Origin of the sequence: Amycolatopsis echigonensis, assembly GCF_002846615.1 — a bacterium.
Classification (GTDB): Bacteria; Actinomycetota; Actinomycetes; order Mycobacteriales; family Pseudonocardiaceae; genus Amycolatopsis; species Amycolatopsis echigonensis.
Genome location: NZ_PJMY01000003.1, coordinates 6,194,848 through 6,214,900, shown reverse-complemented (window position 1 = coordinate 6,214,900; position 20,053 = coordinate 6,194,848). Strand labels below are relative to the sequence as shown.

Sequence of the window (20,053 nt, the reverse complement as noted above, 5' to 3'; positions counted from 1 at the left end):
CCGCGCGACCGGCGGGGAGAACCTGTCCAAGATCTGTCCAGGTCCGCGCGAATTCCGTTGCCGCGCAACGGACAGAAGCTGGACAACACCTGCGCGATCGCAACGCCTGGGCCCGGGCGGCCGACACCCGGAGCGAGCGGGCGAGACCACCGCGGCCGCCCGTACGAAAGGAACGCCCCCTATGCCCACCGCCACCGTGCCCGAACCGGTCGAAGGCTATGTCCCGCTCGCCGCGCTGCCGCGCCCGTCGGGGTTGGCCGAGCGCCTCGAATCCGTGGTCCGCGCCGCCCGCGCCGGCGTCCCCGGCGCGGCTCCGGAACTGCTGGCGCTGCTGAAACCGGTGATCGCGCGCTACTGCCGCGCCCGCATCGGCGGACGCGACCTGTCGTACCTGTCGGCCGACGACGTCGCGCAGGAAGTGTGCATCGCGGTCCTCCAGGCGGTTCCGGGCTACGAGGACCGCGGCGGATCGTTCCTGCACCTGGTGCGCGCGATCGCGGCGAACAAGGTCGCCGACGCGTTCCGCGCGGTGTCGCGCGACCGTTCGCGGCCGGTGTCCGACGTCCCGGAGAACGCGGATCTGCGCGACGGCCCGGAGTCGCACACGCTGACCGCCGACCTCGGCGCTTCGCTCGGGAGGCTGCTGGCCGGGATGCCGAAGCTGCAACAGGAAATCCTGACACTGCGCGTGGTCGTCGGCCTGACGTCGGCCGAGACCGGGAAGGCGCTGGGGATCTCGCCGGGCAACGTCCGGGTGACGCAATGCCGAGCGCTGGCGAAGCTGCGGGACTCGATCCACGAGCAGGGACTGGCCGAAGCGCTGCTGGCGTGAACTTGCAACATCACCCGCACTGGTCCGGACCACTGGAGAAAAATCTCCGAAGTTCACCCGCTCGGGCCACCTCGCCGGTCCGGACGGCCCCGGAACGCCCGGATCCGGACCGGTTCAGCCCGCGCCGAGCCGCCGTCTCATCCGGCGCAGGAACGCGATCCGGTCGGTCTCCACGCGGACCGCGGTGCGGTCCGGATAGATGTCGAACACCCCGGTCATCCCGGTCTCGGCGAGCCGGCGGCCCGCCGTGTCCGACGGGTGCGCGAGCAGCCGCAGCACCACGCCCTCGGCCGCCGCGCGGTCCTGCGCGGCCCGCAGGACGTGGACGCCCGCGTCGCTCAGCTCGGTCAGCCCGGTCAGGTCCAGCACCAGCGCCATCGGGCGTTTGGCCAGCGCGAACGTCACCGCCCGCACCACCACCAGCGCGGTGCCGGCGTCGAGTTCTCCCGCCAGCAGCAGCGTGAGCACGTCGAGGTCGTCGTAGCGGTACGACGACTTCAGCCGTGCCGATCCCTGTGAGCCGGCTTCCATCCGCGTGCTGCGCTCCCTGTCCAGGCGGGGCCCGTCGCGCCCGCTCGTCCACCCGACACCATTCTGGACCTGGAGGCACAGTGACCGCGCTCACACTCCACGTCCGGGCCGCGCGAGCGAGCTCTGGTCCGCTTGTCCCACGACGAAAGTCGGGAACTGAGCGGGCCCGACCTTCGGCGGGTTCCGTCATTTACCGACATTCACGACGGTGGGTCAGTACCTGACCACTCCTCCCCGCACCCACCGGAGATGATCACCAGTGCGAATCGCGCGTACCGCCTCAGTCCTGTCCGGCCTGGCCTTCGCCGCCGTCGCCGCGGCGGCCCCGGCCACCGCCGCACCCGCTCAGCCCGCCATCATCGACGGCAGCATCGCCGACTCCCCGCACGCCGCGGCCCGGATGTTCGCCGGCGGCCAGGAACTCTGCTCCGCCACGATCATCGCGCCCGACTGGATCCTCACCGCCCGGCACTGCACGCAGGGCGCCGGCGGCAAGCAGATCACCTTCCACGTCGGCAGCCTCGACCAGACCCAGGGCACCGAGGTCTCCGCGACGTCGGTGCACGACTCCCCCGACGCCGACATCTCGCTGGTCCAGATCGACCAGAAGGTCCAGACCGAGTACGCGCCGCTCGGCACCGCGGGCGACGTCAACGTCGGCGACACCGCACAGGTCTACGGCTGGGGCGCGACCTGCACCGACCAGCCGGAGATCAACTGCCAGTCGCGGGTGCTGAAGGTGGCGAACGTCCAGGTCGCCTCGGTCGACTGCCCGGACGGCGCGGCCGGCGTCTCGGTGTGCGCCAACCGCGGCGACGGCATCACCGCGGGCGGCGACTCCGGCGGCCCGATGTACGCGAACGGCAAGCAGGTCGGCGTCGCCTCCACCAGCGACCGCCAGTCCTACACCGCCTACATCAACGTCACGCGGTACCGCGACTGGATCCAGTCGGTCGCCGGAGTGTGAGCCGGGGCGGCCCGGACCCGGACGGATCCCCGGGCCCGGGCCGCTTTTTCATCCCTCCCCCGTTCCCTCCCCGTTCCTGGCCCGCGCGAGCACCTCCTCGAGGCGCAGCGGGCTCGCCGGATGGTGGCTCAGGCACAGCGGCGTCGACACCCGCCGGAACCCGAACGCCTCGCCGGACACGTAGAACTGGGCGCGCTCCAGCCGCGAGATGTCCGCCACCGGAGACCCTTTCGCCCGCGCCATCTCGTTCGCCGCGGCGATCTGCGCCGGGCTGTTGAGCCGTCCGAAGAACTGCGTCGTCGCGTTGCCGGCGATCTGGTTGTGCAGGCCCTTCGGCGCCTGCGTCGCGAACAGCAGCCCCAGCCCGTACTTCCGGGCCTGCGCGGCCAGCACGATCGTGCTGCGCGTGCTGGCGGTGAGCGAACCCGACGCTGCGAGCGTCTGCGCCTCGTCCATCACGAACAGCGCGCCCAGCGGCCGGTCCCCCGCCGGATTCCGCTTGATCCACGCGAACAGCTCCATCTGCAGCTGGTTCACGAAGCTCTGCCGCTGCGCCTCGGACGGCAGCCCGGCGAAGCTGATCACCGAAATCCGCGCCCGCTTGCCGTCCGCCGGGGTGAGCAGCAGCGCCGGATCGACCGGGGTCCCGGCCCCGGCGAACAGCGGGTCGTTCACCATCGCGGCCTTGAGCAGCTCCGCGACCTCGGCCGCGATTTTCCGGCCGCCGTGGAGATTCGTGACGCCTTCGGGCAGGTCTTCGAGGACGCCGATCAGCTCCGGCAGGCTCCGCGACCCGGTGCGCGCGTGGTGCACGATCGTCTGCCGCAACACGGCCAGGCCGATGTCCGCCTTCGCGGTGCTGCCGGTGAGACGGGCCTGCGGCGCGAGAGCGGCTACCGCCACCTCGATGGCCGCGGCGAACTCGTCCTCGTCGTCGAGCACCCCGGCGAAATCCGGCAACGGCTCGAACCCGAGCGGACGTCCGGTGGCACGGCCCGGAGTCCAGACGACGACGTCGGTGCCTTCGAGGTAGCGCTCGGCGAGCGCGGCGTCTTCCGGCCCCCAGCCGCTCGGCGGACTCGGCCAGGCGTCGCCGAGGCGCGCTAGGTCGTTGTTCGGGTCCAGCACGATGGACGACACCCCGAGCAGCGCGCATTCCTCGATGATCCGGCGCAGGAGCACGGTTTTCCCCGACCCGGACCCGGCGAAGACGGCCGCGTGCTTGCGCAGCGCGGAAAGTTCGATGCGGACGGGCTTGCCGGAGCCGGTTTCGGTGCCGAGGGTGAGGGTGCCGTCCGGCGGGGGGTGAGTTCCGTCGGACCGGGGCGCTTGAGCGGCTCCGGTGCGGTTCTCGCGCGGGGCCGCGGAAGGGTTGGCCGGGGCGGGTTTGGCGAAGAGGGTCGGCTGGGCAGCGGGTCCGCGGGTCGCCGGGTTTGCCTGCCGTAGGGGTGCCGGTTTCGGAGTCCCCGAGCGCGGTGCGGTGTCGGGCAGGACGCCGGACAGCAGCTGTGAGCGGCGGGCGGGCCTGCGGTCGATGAGCCACTCGTGGACGTCCGGGCCGCCCTTGACGAACATCTCGTCCAGCGCCCAGAACGTGCGGACGTCCGCTTCGGACATCTTGAGCCGCTTCCCTCCGGCGGCTTCGAAGGCCCGGAGTTCGGCTTGGGTTTTCTCTCCTTTGGACCAGGAGGAGTTGCGGATGAGGATGAGATGGCGGTTGTCCGCTCCTTGGCGCAAGCCGGCGGCCGAGCGCGCCTTGCGGAACCGGTTGAGCACCGCGACCGCGTGGTTCGCGGCGATCGCGCGGAACGCCCAATGCTCCTCGAGATCCGAGGCCTCGTCGATGGTGTGGGTGAGCCAGGCGTGCAGCTCGTCGTCGGTTTTGCGGGTGTCCCACTCCATCTCGTCGTCGCCGACCTCGGTGATCCAGCCGCGCAGCGCGGCCGAGAGCAGCCTCGGCATCACCTCGTCCTCGACCTTGTGGTCGAGCAGCGCCGACGGATCCGCGTCCGCGCGGAGCTGCTCGAACCAGGCGTCCAGTTCCGAAAAACGGTCACGCTTGGGCGCCGGTCGCGCGGGCAGCGCCGCGGGTGCGTCCGGATCGAAGGTGGTCATCTCCACCACTCGTTCCGCCCGGACGCACGCGTCGATGTGCGCGCCGACCCGCTTCAGCATTTCCCTCGGCGTGTACTCGTCCCACGGACCCTCGAACGCCGAGGCGGCCACCGGCCAGGTCGCGTGCGGCGGGGTGAAATCCATTGCCGCGTAAGCGACTCCGAGACGCCGCTCCACCAGACGCCGTCCCACGTCGGCGTCCAGGACGCGCCCGAGCATGCGCGTTTCCTCGAACCGGTCGGGCACGGTGTCGGCGGCCTTGTCCTTGACCAGCTGCCACGTCGCGGGCAGGCAGGCGAGCACGGTCACCGTCCGGCGGGTGACTTCCCGAAGCCCCATCAGCCCGTCGGCGATCTGGGCCACGAGCACGTCGGTTTCCCCGGCTTTCCCGCCGTCCCTGGCCAGCTTGTCCGAACTGGCGACCAGCGTGTCGAACTGGTCGACGCTGATCACCAGCGGCCCGGTGAGCGCCAGCAGCCGCGTGATGTCGTGCACCTGCGCCAGCGCGGATTTCGGTTTCATCCGGATGCCCCACTTGCGGCGGTCGCCGGACTTCGCTTCCTCGAAACGGCCGAGGTAGTCGTTGCCGACCTCGTTGTGAGTCGGGTCGTCCGAGGCGTACAGCACCAGCGCTCGAGCGGTGTCGGCGCACTCGATCGCGACCTGCCGGTCCAGTTTCCGCAATCCCGTCAAGAACGCGTCGAGATGCGACCTGCTCAACCCCTGCCCGCTGAGCACCGCCGCGGCGCTTTCCCACGGCACGTCGCCGCGCTCGCACACCCGCCGCACGAAGCTCCGCACCTGTGGCTCGCCCGAACCGTCCGCCCGCGACAGGCCGTGGCGCAACGCGTCAGCCGCGTCTTCCCAGAACGCGTTGCCCGCGGTGAGGTTGTCGAGAAAGAAGTAGCCGCCGGCCTGATGCGCCGCCCTCCGGACCATGCCGAGCAGATGCGTTTTCCCGACGCCCTTCATGCCCTGCATCACGAGACCGATCGGGCTCGGGCCGTCGCTCGCGGCCGCGCTGCGGATCCTGGCTTCGATCGCGGACATCACGTCGGCGTGCAGGCCGTCGACGTGGTAGGGCGAATCCCGCCACACCTGGTCGGGGGCGTCGACCCAGTCGAAGCGCAGTGTCGCCAGTACCGCCAGATGTTCGATCATGACACCTCGATGGAGAGCAGATGGTTGTCCTCACCGCCAATGCGCACGGCCGCTTCCTTGTCCTCGGCGGTGAGAGCCTTGCGGTTGGACTCGGGCACCAGATGCGCCTGCCCGGTCCGGCTCAGCTGCTTGAGCACCGCGTCGACCTCGGCGACCGCGGCGTCGCCCAGCAACGGCCGCAGGTCCGCCAGGCCGACCCAGTCGCGCGGGGAACGGGCGAGTTTCCGGTACGCGGTCCGGATCAGCTCCTCCAGATCCGCAGCCTGCGGCGCGTCGCCGCCCGCGAACACCTCCTTCAGCGAGACCTTGTGCAGCCGCAGATACTCGAAGAACCCGTGCAGCGCCTGGTAAGCCACCACAGTCAACGTGCTCCGCACCGGTTGCGGCGGAGTCAGCGCGGCCAGTTCCTCCTCGCACCAGTCCCAGCCGTCGTCGGTGAGCTGGTGCACGAACGCGCGGCCCGATTTCTTGCTGCTGACGTAGCGTTCGTTGAGCTTGAGCCGGTCCTTCCCGTCGAGCGCGAAGCCCGCGGTCTTGCGCAGCTCCGGGTTCGCCATCTCCCGGCCGTGCACCATCAGCGCGATCATCGCCGCGGACTGCTTGTGGCTCAGTCGTTCGTGCATCCGCCGTCCTTCCTCGGGGCGTCCCGGACGCGGGCGCGGCCGGGGCTTTTCTGGGATCGGGCGGGTGCGGCTAGCTGCCGTTCACCCGCACGTCGAGCACTTGCTGGGCCCAGGCCAGGGCTTTCCGGACCTGAGGGGGCGGCGGCACCGCGCCGTCGTCGCCGGGGCGTGGGCGCAGCAGCACGGCCAGGTCCGCGCCGAGTTCCTGTGCCCGCACGTTGTCCCCAGCTCCGACTGCGACCGGCAGTTCGCTGGCGAACTCGCCCACGAGGTCCCACAGTGCGGGACGCAGCCGCGTGCGCTCGGCTTTCCGCAGCAGGGAAACCAGGTCCGGCTGGCCGGTGTCGGCCAGGGCCCGTCCGGCGCCGATCTCGTCGGCGAGGCTGCGCGCGACCTTCGCCGGTCCGTTCACCAGCCCGAGGCGCAGGTGCCGCAGGTTGCCGAGGTAGCCGGACAGCTCGCGCGAGTCGGTTCCTTCGGTGAGCACCGGGATCAGCCTGCGGTCCTGGCCGAGCGTGCGGTGCAGGAACAGCTCGACCTCGGCCAGCTGCCACCGGCTCGCCTTGCCGTCGATCACCAGGCACAGGTGCCGGGCGTCGGTTTCCGCGCGGCCGAGCCAGGCCCGGTCGCCCGACAGCGACCGCCCCACCCGGATGCCGAGATTCTCCAGCTCCGCCACCAGATCCTGGGACACTTCGAGACTCGACCGGGGCATGCTGACCTGGACGTCGTAGGCGAAGCTCTGCGTCCGGGTCCGCACCGCCGCCACGTAGGCGTCGCGGTTTTCGGCCAGCAGTTCGGTGCGGTCGAAGGAATGCGCGATCACCGCGGCGACCGTTTCGAGGGCGAAGCCGATCTGGTCCGCGCCCGGGCTTTTCTCCTGCAGCACCGGCAATTGCTCGCCGAAGGTCCAGTACGACACGTACGGCAGCGTGAGGTGGCGCGCGATCACCGCGGGCGGAACGTCCTGGTCCAGCCAGCTGTCGAACAGGCTCCGCGTCTCGTCGAGGCAGATCTGCCGCCAGCTTTCCGACCGGTCGTACTCCTCGCGCGTGTCGAACCGCGACAGCACGGGCAGCACCGGGAGCTGCGGACGGTCGTACGGCAGGGCGTTCCGCGCGACGTTCGCGCGGTGGGCGACGTCGACCGCACCGCGGACGCTCTGCGTGTTCGCGGTGTAGAGCACGACCAGCCGGTCCGGGAGATGCGCGGTGCAGATGCCGCCGACGTCGGAGATTCCCGTGCGGCTGTCGAGCAGGACGTAGTCGTAGTCCGAGGTCCACGCCTCCCGGCAGCGTTCGAGATACTCGCCGAACTCCTCGTCGTACAGGCCTTCCCAGTCGATTCCTTGCACCTGCCCCGGATAGTCGGGGCCGTCGGCGCCCGCGGGAAGGAAATCCAGCGTGCCGGCCACGTTGTCCAGATCGACCGGGAGGATGTGCCGGTCCGGCCGGACGGCGCCTGCCCGGAAGTCGGCGACGAGATCGACTACGCCGCCTACCGGATCGCGGTCCAGCCACGGCCGGAAGTACTCGCGCAGCCCCGGCGCTTCGAGATCCCAGTCGACGCACAGCACGCGACGTCCCCAGCGGGCCAGCAGCACCGCGATGTTGGCCAGCGTGAAGCTGCGCCCGACGCCGCCCTTGTAGGAGTAGAAAGTGATCACGACGCCCGTCATCGCTCAGAGCCTCGGGAACCGGGAAGCGGGCGGCGCGTCCGGCCGGGGAGTGAGCACCGGCCAGTCCGGCCGCCACGCCGGAGCCGCGCTGAGCAGTTCCTCGAGCTCCGTCGCGATGCGGTTCATCTGGTCGTGGAAACCGATGTATTTCGCCGAGACCTGGAATTGCTCGTAAGGATGATTCCATTCGGTCAAGTTCTTCATCCGGCGTTCGTGCGCGTACGGCGGGAAGTTTTTCGAATCGCAGTAGATGACCGGGTAGATCAGGGTGGCCGGTCGGTCGCCTCCGGCCAGTTCTTCGCGGCGTTCCATCGAGGCCCACTCGGCGAGGCACCACTCGTTGTGGAAGTACTTCGGGGAGCACACCGGGACCAGGATCCTCGTGTGCCGCAAGGCGGAGCGCAGTTCGTCCGGCCACTTTCCGCCGACCCGCACCGATTCGTCGAAGAACACCTGGACGTCCCGGTCGAGGTTGCCGTCGAGCAGCTCGCACAAACGGGGGTGGAAATGGTTGCGCACCCACTTGGAGACGGCGTCGGCTCGCCGTTCGTAACTGATGAAAACGTCGTAATGGTACACCTGGGCAGCGCTCCCCGTCGATTTCCGCGTCCTGGCGATCCCGACCTCGGACCACGACGATACCGGCGGCGGAGACGCCGACAAGGGACAGATTCTGGACACTTTGTGGCCGAAAACGCGCGACCGGGCGCCGGACCCGAAACTGGACCGGTCGCTGCCAGCCGGAATTCGAGGAGCCCGATGTCCGCCCCCGCCGCACCCCGGATCTTCATCAGCTACGCCCACGACACCGCCGCCGAGCACTACCGGCTGGTCGGGACCTTCGCCACGTTCCTGCGCGCCCGGATCGGGCTCGACGTCCGGCTGGACCAGTGGGACGACGCCTCCCGGCTCGACTGGTCGGCCTGGGCGATCCGGAACATCCGCGCCGCCGATTTCGTGCTGGTGGTCGCGTCGCCGAACTACAAACGGCGCGCGGACGGCGAGGCGCCCTTCGACGAGGGCCGCGGCTCCCAGTTCGAGGCGCGGCTCATGCGCGACGCGCTCACCCGCGACCTGGAGCGCGAAACCAGCCGCATCCTGCCGGTCGTGCTGCCCGACGCTTCCGTCGAAGACATCCCGGCGTTTCTCACGCCGTATTCCACTACGCATTACCTGATTCCGGAATTCACCGACGACGGCGTCGCCGGGCTGATTTCCGCGATCACCGGACGCAGCCAGAACGAGCGGCCGGTGCGCGGGATCTGGCGCGGGGCACCGGATTCGGCACCCGGTCCCGTGCTGGCGACCGAACTGCCGTGGCGCGAGAAAAGCGCGGACATCACCGCCGGCGCGGCGCGGATCGACGGGATCAGCTACGAGCACAGCGTCGTTTTCCGCACCGCCGGGCCGACTTCCGGGGCATGGGCGTTCGCGGAAATCGACCTCGGCGGCGCCTACGCGCATTTCACCGCGGTCGCCGGAGTGCTCGACGACGCCGAGGACGCGGCTTTCCAGACCGGGCTGTTCTGCGTCCGGCTCGACGGGGAAATCCGCCACCTCGACCATTCCGCTTTCGGCAGCCCCCGGCACACCGAACTCGACGTCACCGGCATCCGGCGGCTGCGGCTGGAGATCCGCCGTCCCGCCGCGGGCGTCTCCCCGGCGGGCCCGGCCGCGCGGACCACCCGACCCGCCGCTCTGGCCTGGGGAAACCCCACCCTCCGCTAGCTGCCCGGCCCCAGTCCGCGAGGGGATCAGAGCCCCTCAGGGTTCCCCTCACGGACATCTCGGCGGCACTGTTTCCTGCTTTCCGAGGAAACAGGAAACCCCTTGTCCGCACTCGTTCCCGGATCGCATTCTGGGTGCACGCCGCTCGTTCCGGGCGGCTCGCCGAGAATCACGGAAACCCGAATCAACCGCGAAACGCACGCATTTCGCGGCAGGGATTTTCCGTGTCTGAATCCGGGAAGGAGGTGCGGGAAATGCAGACGCACGGAATCGTTCTCATCCTCACGCTGCTGGGCCTGGCCTGACGCGGAACCCGGCGGATCCGCCGCGAGGGCGGATCCGGCCGGTCACCCGCGAGCCCGCAGATGGTCCCGCAACGCCCGCGCGACCCGCGCCATCAGGATCTCCGCCTCCGGCTGGATCGCCGCGGGCACCCGGGATTCGGTGAGCGCGGCGACCGCGAACGCCTGCCCGTCCGAGTGCTCCACCACGCCGATCTCGTGCCGCAAGTTCACCAGCGTCCCGGTTTTCGAGGACCACTTCGCGGAATCGGACGCGAAATCCGGCGCCAATCGTTGGCGCAGCAGGTTTTCGCCCATCAGCTGCCGCACGCGCGCGGAGGTGTCCGGGTCTATTTTGGACGGTGTCCACAAAGCAGTGAGCAAGTCGGCGAACGCGCGCGCCGACCCGGAACTCGCCCGCGAAACATCCAGCTGCCGCACCGGATGTCCCCGTCCCTCGGTCACCGCGCCGATCGCCAGCGAATGCGCGAGGTGCGCTTCGGTCGCGTCGAACCGTTCCAGGGGAGTGTCGTTCAGCTCGCTCAGCGAATGCCGCACCGAGATGCCGGTGATGCCCCACTCCCGCACCGTCCGCGCGACCTCCGCGGGCGAGGTGAGGGCGAACAGTGCGTCGGCCGCCGCGCTGTCGCTGATCGCCGAAGCCAGGTACATCAGGTCGTCCAGCGCCACCCGCGCCGGATGCCGGAACCGCGCCAGCCCAGTCGGCCCCGCGTTCTCGGCCCGGCCGGGTTGGACCTCCACCTGCTGCGCGCCGTCGAGTTCGCCGCGCCGGATCCGGTCCTGGGTCACCGCCACGAGCGGGACCTTGACCAGCGACGCGGTCGCGAACTCGAGGTCGGGCTCGATGCCGATCTCGCGGCCGGACCCGAGGTCGCGGACGAGGAACGAGCCCCGCAGCCCGCCTTCGGCGAGTTCGTCGCGCAGCCGCGCCAGCAGCGCCTCCGTGTTCACGGCGTCAGTCTGCCGCAACGCTCGCGCCGAGACAGCGGGCGATCGCCGCGCGCAGGGGCGTCCGCACCCGGTCGACGTCGTCACCGAGCCCGGCCGCCACGTCGTAGCCCCGCGCGAGCCGGACGCCGCCCACCGGACGCCACGCCAGCCCCAGTTCCCGCGCCTGATCCGCCGAGCACAGCAGCAGGTCCGCCGATCCGATCACGCTCGCCGCGGCCGTCGTCAGCGTCCCGGCGACCTCGACCTGCGCCGGCAGCAGCCCGGCCGCGTCCCGCGCGCGGAACATCCGGTCGCGGACGTGCGGCACGTCGTCCTCCGGCTGCATCCACACCCGGCGGCGCGCCCTGGCCGAACGGCCCGCGCGCAGCGTTTCCAGGTGCACCACGGCCTCGTCCGGCTCGGCTTCGCCGGCCAGCCCGAGCGGCACCGTCCACCCCCCGTCCTCCGGCGGCACCGCGACGAGCGCGGCCCGCACCTCCTGGGTCCGCACCAGCTCGGCCCGCTCGGCCGGCCCGGCGACGCGGAATTCCAGGAAGACCTCGACCGTCCGCGCCTGCGCCTCGAGTTCGGCGAGATCGCGAGTGGTCGACGTGTCCGGAACCGCCAGCCGCAATGGCCGCCGACGCGCGCGCTGAGCGTCGTGCTCCATCGCTTCGGCAAGCCGGACCAGGCGTTGCGCGGACGGCAGCAGGTCCCGGCCGAACGGCGTGAGCCGTGCGCGCCGCGTCGACCGGTCGAACAGCCGCTCCCCCAGGTGCTTCTCCAGCGCGGCGATCCGGCGGCTCGCTACTGGCTGCGGAATCCGCGCTATCGCCGCGCCGCCGGTGAAGCTCCCCGCCTCGGTCACGCTCACGAACGCCTTGCAGCAGCCGACCAGGTCCACGACCAGAGCTTATGCCAGATTCGCATCAACTCGCACAGAAGTGTCTTGGACCGCATGAACCGGCCGAGGGCACGCTTCGGAGGAGTTGATCGACTTCGGAGGGAGAACCCCGTGTTCCGCAGGACGGCCCTGGCGGTGTTCGCGTTGGCCACGCTAGCCTCTTGTGCCACACCAGCAACACCGGACGCCCCGGCGGGTTCAGGCGCGCCGGTCGCGGCCAAGACGGTCGCCCAGCCGGATTTCGCCGCGCTGGAGAAGGCTTTCGACGCCCGGCTCGGCGTCGACGCGATCGACACCGGCGACGGCCGCGAGGTCGCCTATCACGCCGACGACCGGTTTGCCTACGCTTCCACGCACAAGGTGTTCAACGCGGCAGCGATCCTGCACCGCGGGGACGATCTGACCCGGACGGTCACGATTCGGCAAAGCGATCTCGTGCCCAATTCCCCGATTACGGAGAAGCACATCGGGGAGCAGATTTCGTTACAGAGCGTCCTCGACGCTGCGCTGCGTTACAGCGACAACACTGCGGATAACCTCATGTTCCGCGAAATCGGCGGTCCCGCCGGGCTGGCCGCGGAGGTCCGCCGGCTGGGGGATACGGTCACCCACGTAGACCGCATCGAGCCCGCTCTCAACGAGACGAGCCCTGGTGACGTCCGGGACACGACCACCCCGCGAGTCTGGGCCAAGGACCTGCGTGCCGTCGCGCTCGACTCGGGACTCCCGGCGGACAAGCAGGCCGTGCTCACCAAGATCATGCGCGCCAACACCACCGGCGCGCACGTGATCCGCGCCGGCGTGCCCGCGGACTGGCAGGTCGCGGACAAGACCGGGACCGCCGATTACGCCACGCGCAACGACATCGCCGTGCTGTGGCCGCCGCACCGCGCGCCGATCGTGCTCGCCGTGCTGTCCGACCGCGCGCACAAAGACGCGAAGACCGACGACAACCTGATCGCGCAGGCCGCTGCCGCGGTCGTGAAGGCGTTGCAGTGACCGGAATCTACCGAGTGATCACCCACGTGCTCGCGGTGCTTTTCGTGCCGGTCGCGTGGGTGGTCGCGCGGGGCCGGGCGCGGCACGTGGCGTGCCAGTGGGCGCTGGCGGCCCGCTATCCGGCCGAAAACCTCGCCGGGCTCACGCCGGGCACGTACGCCGCGTTCACCGCGGCGCGCACCGAAGCCTTGTGGCGGCACGGAATCCTGCTCGGCCTGACCTCCGGCCACCGGGACGCCGCGACGCAGGCCGACCTCTTCCACGCCGAAGTCCAGCGCGCCGGTTCGCACGAACTCGCCCTGCACCTCACGCTCCCGCCCGCGCAATCGCAGCACGTGCAAGGCGTCGCGCTCGACGTGCGGCCGTACGAAGGCGCGCAGTGGCTCGAGGTCCATGGTGGACGGTTCGGCCTGTATCGCGTGTACGACAACGAATGGTGGCACTTCGAGTACCACCCGAACGGCCGCCCGCAACGGCTGCCGCACCCCGGTTACGCCGCGACCCGCGCCGCCAGCTGATCCCGCGCGTCCACTGTGGACCGCGCCGGGAGTCACGACTCCGTGACAAACCGGACAAGCCGTAACGAACCGCCGATCCGGGCGATAAGCGGATGCGCCCGGGAGCGTCCTGGGCCTGTCCGAGCGGAAACCGCATGATTCGCCCGGTCTCGCACCGTCTCCTCCTGCGCTACGGCGCCCTCGCCGCCGCAGCGGCACTCGCGTGCACCTCGTGCTCCGGCTCCGGCGGGAACGCCGCCCAATCGCTGGCCAGCGCGGCCGCGAGTTCGCCGGTCAAGCCGCTCGACGCCCCGCCCGATGCCGCGACCGTCGGCGACACCGTCAAGGCCGCGATGAAGAAGTCGACCGCGGTCCACGTCAAGGGCTCGAAGAGCGAAGACGGCAAGATGAAGGTCGACATGCAGTTCAACAAGGACAGCGTGAGCGGCTCGATCGAGAAGGACGGCGTCGAGGTCCCGGTGCTGCGCGTCGGCGACAAGGTCTGGATGCGGTTCAGCCCGTCGCTGACCAAGGAGGCCGGGATGCCCGCCGAGGCCGCCGCGCTGGTGAACGACAAGTGGGTGTCGCTCGACTCCCCGCTCGCCCAGGGCATGGGCGAGGTGTTCAAGCTGTTCATGGACTTCGACGTCTTCGTCGGCTCGATGGCCGACGACGTCGACAAGCCCGGCTACTCCGCGCCCGAGCCCGCCGACGTGGCGGGCGCTCCGGCGCTGCGGTACCAGAACGGCAGCAGGACGATCTTCCTGGAAGCCGCCGGCTCGCACCGCTTGCTGCGGCTCGAGTCCCCGTCGGAAGGCACGATGGAGTTCAGCGGCTGGGACCAGCCCGTCCCGGTGCAGGCCCCGCCCGCGGCGGAAATCTACTCCGGCCCCGGCTCCTGACCGGACGGCCTCGCGTTCCGTCCGGGAGCGCGAGGCCTTCGTCCACTGTGGACCAGACCGCGCGTCACGAAATCATGACGGAGACCGACAAGCCGTAACAGACCGCCGGAACGGGCGATAAGCGGATGCGCCCGGGAGCGTCCTGGGCCTGTCCGAACGGAAACCGCATGATTCGCCCGGTCTCGCACCGTCTTCTCCTGCGTTACGGCGTCCTGGCGGCCGCCGCCGCGCTCGTCTGCACCTCCTGTTCCGGCTCCGGCGGAAACGCCGCCCAGTCGCTGGCCAGCGCGGCCGCTTCGACGAGCGCGGCCGCGAGCTCGTCGGCGGCGCCGTCCGCCGACCCGCTCGACGCCGCGGCCATCAAGGCCGCGATGAAGAAGGCGACCGCGGTCCACGCCAAAGGCAGCGACGGCGGCACGACGTTCGACATGCAGATCAACCGGGACAGCGTGAGCGGCTCGATCGAGAAGGACGGCGCGGTGGTGCCGCTGGTCCGCGTCGGCGACAAGGTCTGGATCAAGTTCACCCGCGGGATGGCCAAGATCTCCGGACGGCCCGCCGGGGCCCGCTCGCCGCTGGACGACAAGTGGGTGTCGATGGACTCCCCGATGACTCAGGGATTCGGCGAGGAACTCAAGCTCTTCCTGGACTTCGACGTCTTCGTCAGCGGCATGGCCAGCGAAATCGACCAGCCCGGCTTCGGGACGGGTCAGCCCGCCGACGTGGCAGGCACCTTCGCGCTGCGGTACGAGAACGACAGCACCACGGTTTTCATCGAGGCCGTCGAACCGCACCGCGTGCTGCGACTGGAGTCCCCGAAGCAGGGCACGATGGAATTCAGCGGCTGGGACCAGCCCGTCCCGGTGCAGGCCCCGCCCGCCGCGGAAATCTACTCCGGCCCCGGCTCCTGACCCGTGCCCTCGTGTGCACCGCCTGCTCCGAAGGCACTCCCGCCTAGTCGGTGGCCAGCGCGGCCGCGAGTCCGCGGTCAAGCCGTTCGACGCCGCGACAGTCGCCGACACCGTCGCAGACGGGATGAAGAGCTGGGTCGCGATCCACGTCAAGGGCGGCGACGGCGGAGCTCGATCTGCAGCTCGACCACGACAGCGCCGGCGGCACGATCGAGCAGGACGGCGGGACGATGCCGCGGCGGCGCATCGGCGACAAGATCTGGATGAAGTACAACAACGGGCTGGCCAAGGCGGCCGGGCGGTCCGCCTGCGCTGCGGTACCGGAACGGCAACAGGACGATCTGCCTCGAGCGCACCGGTTCGACCTCCTCCCTGCTGCGGTACGGGTCCCCGAAACAAGGCACGCCGGACTTCAGCGGGAGCGGCAGCCCCGAGCCGCTCCCCGCCCCGCCCGCCGCGGAGATCTGCTCCGGCCCCGCCTCCGGAAGTTCTGCCGACTGGGCGAACGAGTGCGACACTGCCCGAGATGATCGGTCTGCTGTATCCCACTCGCGATTGCGCCGAGGACGACTTCACCGCCCTGGCCGGCTGCCTCGACGCCCGGCCCGGCGTCGAGTTCGCCTACGTGCCCTGGGCTCGGCGCACGGTCGACCGGGAGAACGTCCAGACCGCCGTGCGCGAGCTGAGCGAGCCGGACCGGCTGGTCCGGACGGCGGCGACCTTCACGACGTCCCCGCGGGTGGTCAGCTGGGCGTGCTCGAGCTGCAGTTTCCTCGACGGCGTCGCCGTGGCCAAGACCCAGACCGACGCGCTGACGGACGCGCTGGGCGTTCCGGCGAGCAGCACGTCGCTGGCGTTCCTCGCGGCCGCGCGCCAGCTCGGGCTGGAGCGGGTCGCGCTGGCCTCGGTGTACGCGCCGGACATCACCGACGCGTTCGCGGCGTTCCTCGCCGAGGAAGACATCGCCACCGTGCACGCCGTCTCCGCCGACGCCGGTTCGGACCGCGATCTCGCCGCCTGGGACAGCGACCGCATCCGCGGCCTGGTCGATTCCGCCGCCTCCTCGGACGCCCAAGCCGTCCTGGTCCCCGAAACCGCCCTGCACACCGCGCCGCTGCTCGCCGAACTCGAAAACCGCGCGGGAAAACCCGTGCTCACCGCTACTCAAGTGACGCTCTGGCACTGCCTCACCCTGCTCGGGCGACCGGCCGCCGGACCCGGTCTCGGCACGCTTTTCGCCCACCCGCATTGATTGTCCATTCCGGACGGACCGGGCCGCGGGCATAACCGCGGCCGATCGCGGGTAACTCCCCGATCATGAGCAGCCACCTGATCGCCGTCACCGTCGACTGCCGGGACGCCGACGCGCTCGCCGAATTCTGGCGGGAAGCGCTGGGCTACCCGAAGGCCGAGCGGTGGCCGGACAGCCATGGACTCACGTACGTCGAGCTGAAAGCACCGGACCGCCCGTCGCTGCTGTTCCAGCCGGTGCCCGAGGGGAAGACCGTCAAGAACCGGCTGCACCTGGACATCGCGCCGGACACGGTGGAACAGCGCGACGAGGTCGCCCGCCTCGTCACCCTCGGCGCGAAAGTCGTGGAGGATCCGGAAAACGACCACTGGATCGTGCTGAAAGACCCCGAGGACAACGAATTCTGCGTCCTGCCCCGGCGGTCCTGACCCGCGTCCGGCGGAGGGCTACGATCTCCGCCGTGCCCGACTCCGGAATGCCCGCCCGTCCCGATCTCGGGATGCTCGCCGGGCGGTTCCTGTTCGCCGTGCAGCGGGAACTGTTCACCGCACTGGCCGCGGAAGGCTTCGGCGACCTGAGCCCTCGGCACGGCGCGGTGCTCGCCTACCTCGGCCCGGACGGCGCCCGCGCGACCGAGCTGTCCCGGCTGTCCGGACGGCGCAAGCAGGTCATCGGCGCGATGGTCGACGAACTCGAAACGCTCGGCTACGTCGAACGCCGTCCCGACCAGGCCGACCGGCGCGCGAAACTCGTCTGCCCGACCGAGCGCGGACAAGCCATGATCGGGGCCTCGGCCCGCATCCTCGCCGGGATCGAGGACCGGCACGCCCGGCGGCTCGGGCGGAGCGAGTACGAGGAGTTCAAGCGCGTGCTGGCCGAGGTCACGGACGAGCAGCGGCACTTCGCCGGGCAGTGATCACTGGCCCGGCCACCCCTGTTGCGGCGGGCCGGATGCGGGCCACTGCCCCGGCATCGGCTGCCCCGGCATCGGCTGCCCCGGCATCGGCTGCTGCGGATACGGCTGTTGCTGAGGTTGCTGCGGGTACGGCTGCGGCATTCCCGGAGCGCCGTGCTGCTGCGGGTACTGCGGCGGAACTGGACCCTGCTGCGGATACTGCTGCCCCATCGGAACCTGCCCCGGATACTGTGGCATCCCCGGAACCGGTGCGCCGTAAGGCATTCCGTATCCCACGGGCGGAGGCGTCTTCGCCGACACCGCGGGAAGCCACAGCACCACCGCCAAGACCGTCATCACGCCGAACGCGGCGCTGTCCCACCAGGAATGGGCAAGGATCACCCCGGCTAGCGCGCACAGCAGCTGCACCGGCGCGCCCCACAGCAGAATCCGGCCGACCGCTTGCCTCCGCGCGAAAATCATCGCGATGCCGACGAGCACCATGATCGCCAGCACCAGGGTCCCCGAGAACAGGTAATCGGACGGACTGACGTGGCGTCCGCTCACGATATCGGTGACCGACCAGATTCCCCCTCGCACCGCGTAAATCTCCAGCACCGCAAGCACCACCGCCACCGCGATGCCGATCCCCGTCACCTTCGGCCGTATCACCGGCTGAGTCATCCCGGTCCCCTCCGTCACCCTCCGGAGGGAAAAGTCTACCAAGCGCATCCACTATCCACAGTGGAACAACCGAGGGAACACCCGCCCCGGTCCCCGCGACCGGCCCGGACGCCCTCTACGATCGGGCCCGTGACCGCCTACGACGACGTCTTCGACCACCTCGACGCTTCGGCCCTGCCCGAACGGCAGCAGCGCATCCTCGCCACCATCCGGGACTGGGTGGGCAGGCACGGGTATTCGCCGAGCACGCGCGAAATCGGCGAAGCGGTCGGGCTGCGGTCGACGTCGTCGGTGTCGAAGCATCTCGCCGCGCTGGAGGACAAGGGTTTCCTCCGCCGCAGCCCCACCGTCTCCCGCCCGATCGACGTGCGCGCCTTCCTCGGCGACCTTCCCTCGCGCGAGAGCGGCGACTCGGTGCCGGTGCCGGTAGTCGGCGACATCGCGGCCGGCACGCCGATCTCCGCGCAGGAGCACGTGGACGACGTCATGCAGCTGCCGCGCGGGCTCACCGGCCGCGGCACCGTCTTCGGGCTGCGCGTGCGCGGCGATTCGATGGTCGACGCGGCGATCTGCGACGGCGACATCGTGGTGGTGAAGCAGCAGTCCGAGGCGCATTCGGGCCAGATCGTCGCCGCGATGATCGACGAGGAGGCCACGGTGAAGGTCTACCGCCGCCGCGACGGGCACGTCTACCTCGAGCCCCGCAACCCGGCCTACGACGTGATCGACGGCGACCGGGCCACGGTGCTCGGCGTGGTCGTGTCGGTGCTCCGCAGCATGTGACCTGTCGTGCGCGGCGGTGCCGGTGGGAACCGGCACCGCCGCGCACATCTCAGTCGACCGCCACCGGCACCCGTGCGTCGGCCAGCTCGACCGGCTCGGCCACCCGGCCCCGCCACGGCCGCGCGATGAGCCACAGCACCAGCCCGGACGCCACCAGTCCGCCGAACATCACCGTGGCCATCGCGACCGCGTTGTTGCCCAGCAGGCCGACCACCGGCGAGACCGCCGCGCCGACGCCGAACTGCACCGCGCCCAGCAGCGACGCCGCCGTCCCGGCATTGTCGCCGTGCGCGTCGAGCGCGACCGCGGGCGCGTTCGGCAGGATCAGCCCGGCGAAGAACAGCACCACCCACACCGGCACCGCGACGCCGAACATGCCGCCGAACCCGGTCAGCGCGGTCACCAGCAGCACGGCGGCCGACACCGCCGCCGCGACGCTCGCGACCATCAGCACCTGGTGCGGTTCGAACCGGTTCATCAGCCGGGCGTTGACCTGCGTCGCGGCGATCAGCCACACCGCGCTCGCCCCGAACATCAGGCCGAACTGCTGCTGGTCCAGCCCGTACTGCTGCTGGAACACGAACGACCCGCCGCTGACGAACGCGAACAGCCCGGCCATCGCGAACCCGGCCACCAGCACCAGCCCGACGAACGAGCGGTCGGTGAACAGGCTCCGGTAGGACCGCATGGTCGCCCGGAACCGGAACGGCTGCCGCCGCGCGGGCGGCAGGGTCTCCGGCAGGGCGAGCGCCGCCGCGACGCCGCTCGCCAGTCCGATGACGGCGAGCGCCACGAACACCCCGCGCCAGTGCGTCCACGCCAGCAGCGCGCTGCCGAGCGTCGGAGCCAGGACCGGGGAAACACCCATCACCAGGATGAGCTTGGACAGCAGTTTCGCCGCGCCGCGATCGGTGTAGAGATCGCGGACCACGGCCAGCGCCAGCACCGCGCCCGCCGAGGCGCCCAGCCCCTGCAGCACGCGCGCCGCGCTCAGCAGCTCGACCGACGGCGCCACCAGGCACAGCAGCGACGCCAGCACGTGGATCGCGCTTCCCGCGACGAGCGGGATACGCCGCCCCATCGCGTCGGAAAGCGGGCCGGCGATCAGCTGGCCGAGCCCGAGTCCCAGCACCGTTCCGGTGAGGGTGAGCTGGATCGTCGACTCCGTCGTCGACAGTTCGCGGGTGATGTCCGGCAGAGCCGGCAGATACATGTCGATGGACAGCGGCCCCAGTGCCACCAGAACGCCCAGCACGAGCACCAGCTTCAGCTGGCTCCCGGCATTCGGCGCTTCGCGTGTTTCGTTCACGCCACTCCCCTTCGTAGTGAGCACGCCAGTCACTTACGACGAAGAGCGCC

20 protein-coding genes are annotated in these 20,053 nt (G+C 70.6%); 11 read left to right on the top strand and 9 right to left on the bottom strand.

Going from position 1 to position 20,053, the window contains the following annotated elements:
- Positions 1–181: 181 nt before the first annotated feature.
- Positions 182–832, top strand: coding sequence for an RNA polymerase sigma factor ShbA (gene shbA / locus ATK30_RS34555; protein ID WP_208637490.1), 651 nt, complete (start codon positions 182–184; stop codon positions 830–832).
- 114 nt (positions 833–946) lie between these two features.
- Here shbA and ATK30_RS34550 read toward each other — a convergent pair whose 3' ends face one another.
- Positions 947–1,363, bottom strand: a complete 417-nt coding sequence (locus ATK30_RS34550) for an STAS domain-containing protein (protein WP_101438976.1) — start codon at positions 1,361–1,363, stop codon at positions 947–949.
- Between the two features lie 259 nt (positions 1,364–1,622).
- Here ATK30_RS34550 and ATK30_RS34545 point away from each other — a divergent pair, with 259 nt between their 5' ends.
- The gene (locus tag ATK30_RS34545; RefSeq protein WP_101438975.1) at positions 1,623–2,330 is read left to right on the top strand and encodes a S1 family peptidase; all 708 of its coding nucleotides are present in this window, start codon (positions 1,623–1,625) and stop codon (positions 2,328–2,330) included.
- A 48-nt stretch (positions 2,331–2,378) separates the two neighbouring features.
- Here the strand turns inward: ATK30_RS34545 and ATK30_RS34540 are convergent, their stop codons facing one another.
- The 4 genes from ATK30_RS34540 to ATK30_RS34525 form a co-directional block, all read right to left on the bottom strand.
- The gene (locus tag ATK30_RS34540; RefSeq protein WP_101438974.1) at positions 2,379–5,606 is read right to left on the bottom strand and encodes an ATP-binding protein; all 3,228 of its coding nucleotides are present in this window, start codon (positions 5,604–5,606) and stop codon (positions 2,379–2,381) included.
- Positions 5,603–6,229, bottom strand: coding sequence for a hypothetical protein (locus ATK30_RS34535; RefSeq protein ID WP_208637489.1), 627 nt, complete (start codon positions 6,227–6,229; stop codon positions 5,603–5,605). Before ATK30_RS34535 ends, ATK30_RS34540 begins: the two co-directional genes overlap by 4 nt.
- Before the next feature lie 70 nt (positions 6,230–6,299).
- Positions 6,300–7,907 (bottom strand): KGGVGR-motif variant AAA ATPase, encoded by a 1,608-nt coding sequence (locus ATK30_RS34530; protein ID WP_101438973.1) that lies wholly within the window; start codon positions 7,905–7,907, stop codon positions 6,300–6,302.
- Between the two features lie 3 nt (positions 7,908–7,910).
- A complete protein-coding gene (locus ATK30_RS34525; protein WP_101441218.1) occupies positions 7,911–8,486 on the bottom strand; it encodes a toll/interleukin-1 receptor domain-containing protein in 576 nt (191 codons plus the stop codon).
- A gap of 180 nt (positions 8,487–8,666) precedes the next feature.
- Here ATK30_RS34525 and ATK30_RS34520 point away from each other — a divergent pair, with 180 nt between their 5' ends.
- Positions 8,667–9,635 (top strand): SEFIR domain-containing protein, encoded by a 969-nt coding sequence (locus tag ATK30_RS34520; protein WP_158242545.1) that lies wholly within the window; start codon positions 8,667–8,669, stop codon positions 9,633–9,635.
- 347 nt (positions 9,636–9,982) lie between these two features.
- Here ATK30_RS34520 and ATK30_RS34515 read toward each other — a convergent pair whose 3' ends face one another.
- On the bottom strand, positions 9,983–10,888 hold the full coding sequence (locus ATK30_RS34515; RefSeq protein WP_101438971.1) for a serine hydrolase: 906 nt from the start codon (positions 10,886–10,888) through the stop codon (positions 9,983–9,985).
- 4 nt (positions 10,889–10,892) lie between these two features.
- Complete coding sequence (locus tag ATK30_RS34510; protein ID WP_167442249.1) at positions 10,893–11,777, bottom strand: LysR family transcriptional regulator; 885 nt, start codon at positions 11,775–11,777, stop codon at positions 10,893–10,895.
- A gap of 105 nt (positions 11,778–11,882) precedes the next feature.
- Here ATK30_RS34510 and bla point away from each other — a divergent pair, with 105 nt between their 5' ends.
- The 7 genes from bla (at position 11,883) to ATK30_RS34470 (ending at position 17,248) form a co-directional block, all read left to right on the top strand.
- A complete protein-coding gene (bla, locus tag ATK30_RS34505; RefSeq protein ID WP_101438969.1) occupies positions 11,883–12,770 on the top strand; it encodes a class A beta-lactamase in 888 nt (295 codons plus the stop codon).
- Positions 12,767–13,288, top strand: a complete 522-nt coding sequence (locus ATK30_RS34500) for a D-alanyl-D-alanine carboxypeptidase family protein (RefSeq protein ID WP_101438968.1) — start codon at positions 12,767–12,769, stop codon at positions 13,286–13,288. The genes bla and ATK30_RS34500 overlap by 4 nt, the downstream gene beginning before the upstream one ends.
- A 134-nt stretch (positions 13,289–13,422) precedes the next feature.
- Positions 13,423–14,169: a hypothetical protein gene (locus tag ATK30_RS34495; protein ID WP_101438967.1), complete on the top strand. Its 747-nt coding sequence runs from the start codon at positions 13,423–13,425 to the stop codon at positions 14,167–14,169.
- A 167-nt stretch (positions 14,170–14,336) separates the two neighbouring features.
- On the top strand, positions 14,337–15,080 hold the full coding sequence (locus ATK30_RS34490) for a hypothetical protein (RefSeq protein WP_101438966.1): 744 nt from the start codon (positions 14,337–14,339) through the stop codon (positions 15,078–15,080).
- Positions 15,081–15,606: 526 nt separating this feature from the next.
- Positions 15,607–16,332 (top strand): maleate cis-trans isomerase family protein, encoded by a 726-nt coding sequence (locus tag ATK30_RS34480; protein WP_101438964.1) that lies wholly within the window; start codon positions 15,607–15,609, stop codon positions 16,330–16,332.
- 65 nt (positions 16,333–16,397) lie between these two features.
- Positions 16,398–16,760 carry a VOC family protein gene (locus tag ATK30_RS34475; RefSeq protein WP_101438963.1) on the top strand — a complete coding sequence of 121 codons (363 nt, stop codon included), beginning with the start codon at positions 16,398–16,400 and terminating at the stop codon, positions 16,758–16,760.
- Between the two features lie 32 nt (positions 16,761–16,792).
- On the top strand, positions 16,793–17,248 hold the full coding sequence (locus ATK30_RS34470; protein WP_244194815.1) for a MarR family winged helix-turn-helix transcriptional regulator: 456 nt from the start codon (positions 16,793–16,795) through the stop codon (positions 17,246–17,248).
- Here ATK30_RS34470 and ATK30_RS34465 read toward each other — a convergent pair whose 3' ends face one another.
- Positions 17,249–17,911, bottom strand: coding sequence for a hypothetical protein (locus ATK30_RS34465; protein ID WP_101438961.1), 663 nt, complete (start codon positions 17,909–17,911; stop codon positions 17,249–17,251).
- A 129-nt stretch (positions 17,912–18,040) separates the two neighbouring features.
- Between ATK30_RS34465 and lexA the strand changes: the two genes are divergently transcribed.
- Positions 18,041–18,694 (top strand): transcriptional repressor LexA, encoded by a 654-nt coding sequence (gene lexA / locus ATK30_RS34460; protein ID WP_101438960.1) that lies wholly within the window; start codon positions 18,041–18,043, stop codon positions 18,692–18,694.
- A gap of 49 nt (positions 18,695–18,743) precedes the next feature.
- Here the strand turns inward: lexA and ATK30_RS34455 are convergent, their stop codons facing one another.
- Positions 18,744–20,003 (bottom strand): Bcr/CflA family multidrug efflux MFS transporter, encoded by a 1,260-nt coding sequence (locus tag ATK30_RS34455; protein WP_208637487.1) that lies wholly within the window; start codon positions 20,001–20,003, stop codon positions 18,744–18,746.
- Between the last annotated feature and the right edge of the window lie 50 nt (positions 20,004–20,053).

Excerpts from the sequence above, each read along its gene's own strand:
- shbA (WP_208637490.1), top strand. The coding sequence starts at position 182 with ATGCCCACCGCCACCGTGCCCGAACCGGTCGAAGGCTATGTCCCGCTC.
- ATK30_RS34550 (WP_101438976.1), bottom strand. The coding sequence starts at position 1,363 with ATGGAAGCCGGCTCACAGGGATCGGCACGGCTGAAGTCGTCGTACCGC.
- ATK30_RS34540 (WP_101438974.1), bottom strand. The coding sequence starts at position 5,606 with ATGATCGAACATCTGGCGGTACTGGCGACACTGCGCTTCGACTGGGTC.
- ATK30_RS34535 (WP_208637489.1), bottom strand. The coding sequence starts at position 6,229 with ATGCACGAACGACTGAGCCACAAGCAGTCCGCGGCGATGATCGCGCTG.
- ATK30_RS34530 (WP_101438973.1), bottom strand. The coding sequence starts at position 7,907 with ATGACGGGCGTCGTGATCACTTTCTACTCCTACAAGGGCGGCGTCGGG.
- ATK30_RS34520 (WP_158242545.1), top strand. The coding sequence starts at position 8,667 with ATGTCCGCCCCCGCCGCACCCCGGATCTTCATCAGCTACGCCCACGAC.
- ATK30_RS34495 (WP_101438967.1), top strand. The coding sequence starts at position 13,423 with ATGATTCGCCCGGTCTCGCACCGTCTCCTCCTGCGCTACGGCGCCCTC.
- ATK30_RS34490 (WP_101438966.1), top strand. The coding sequence starts at position 14,337 with ATGATTCGCCCGGTCTCGCACCGTCTTCTCCTGCGTTACGGCGTCCTG.
- ATK30_RS34480 (WP_101438964.1), top strand. The coding sequence starts at position 15,607 with ATGATCGGTCTGCTGTATCCCACTCGCGATTGCGCCGAGGACGACTTC.
- ATK30_RS34475 (WP_101438963.1), top strand. The coding sequence starts at position 16,398 with ATGAGCAGCCACCTGATCGCCGTCACCGTCGACTGCCGGGACGCCGAC.
- ATK30_RS34465 (WP_101438961.1), bottom strand. The coding sequence starts at position 17,911 with ATGACTCAGCCGGTGATACGGCCGAAGGTGACGGGGATCGGCATCGCG.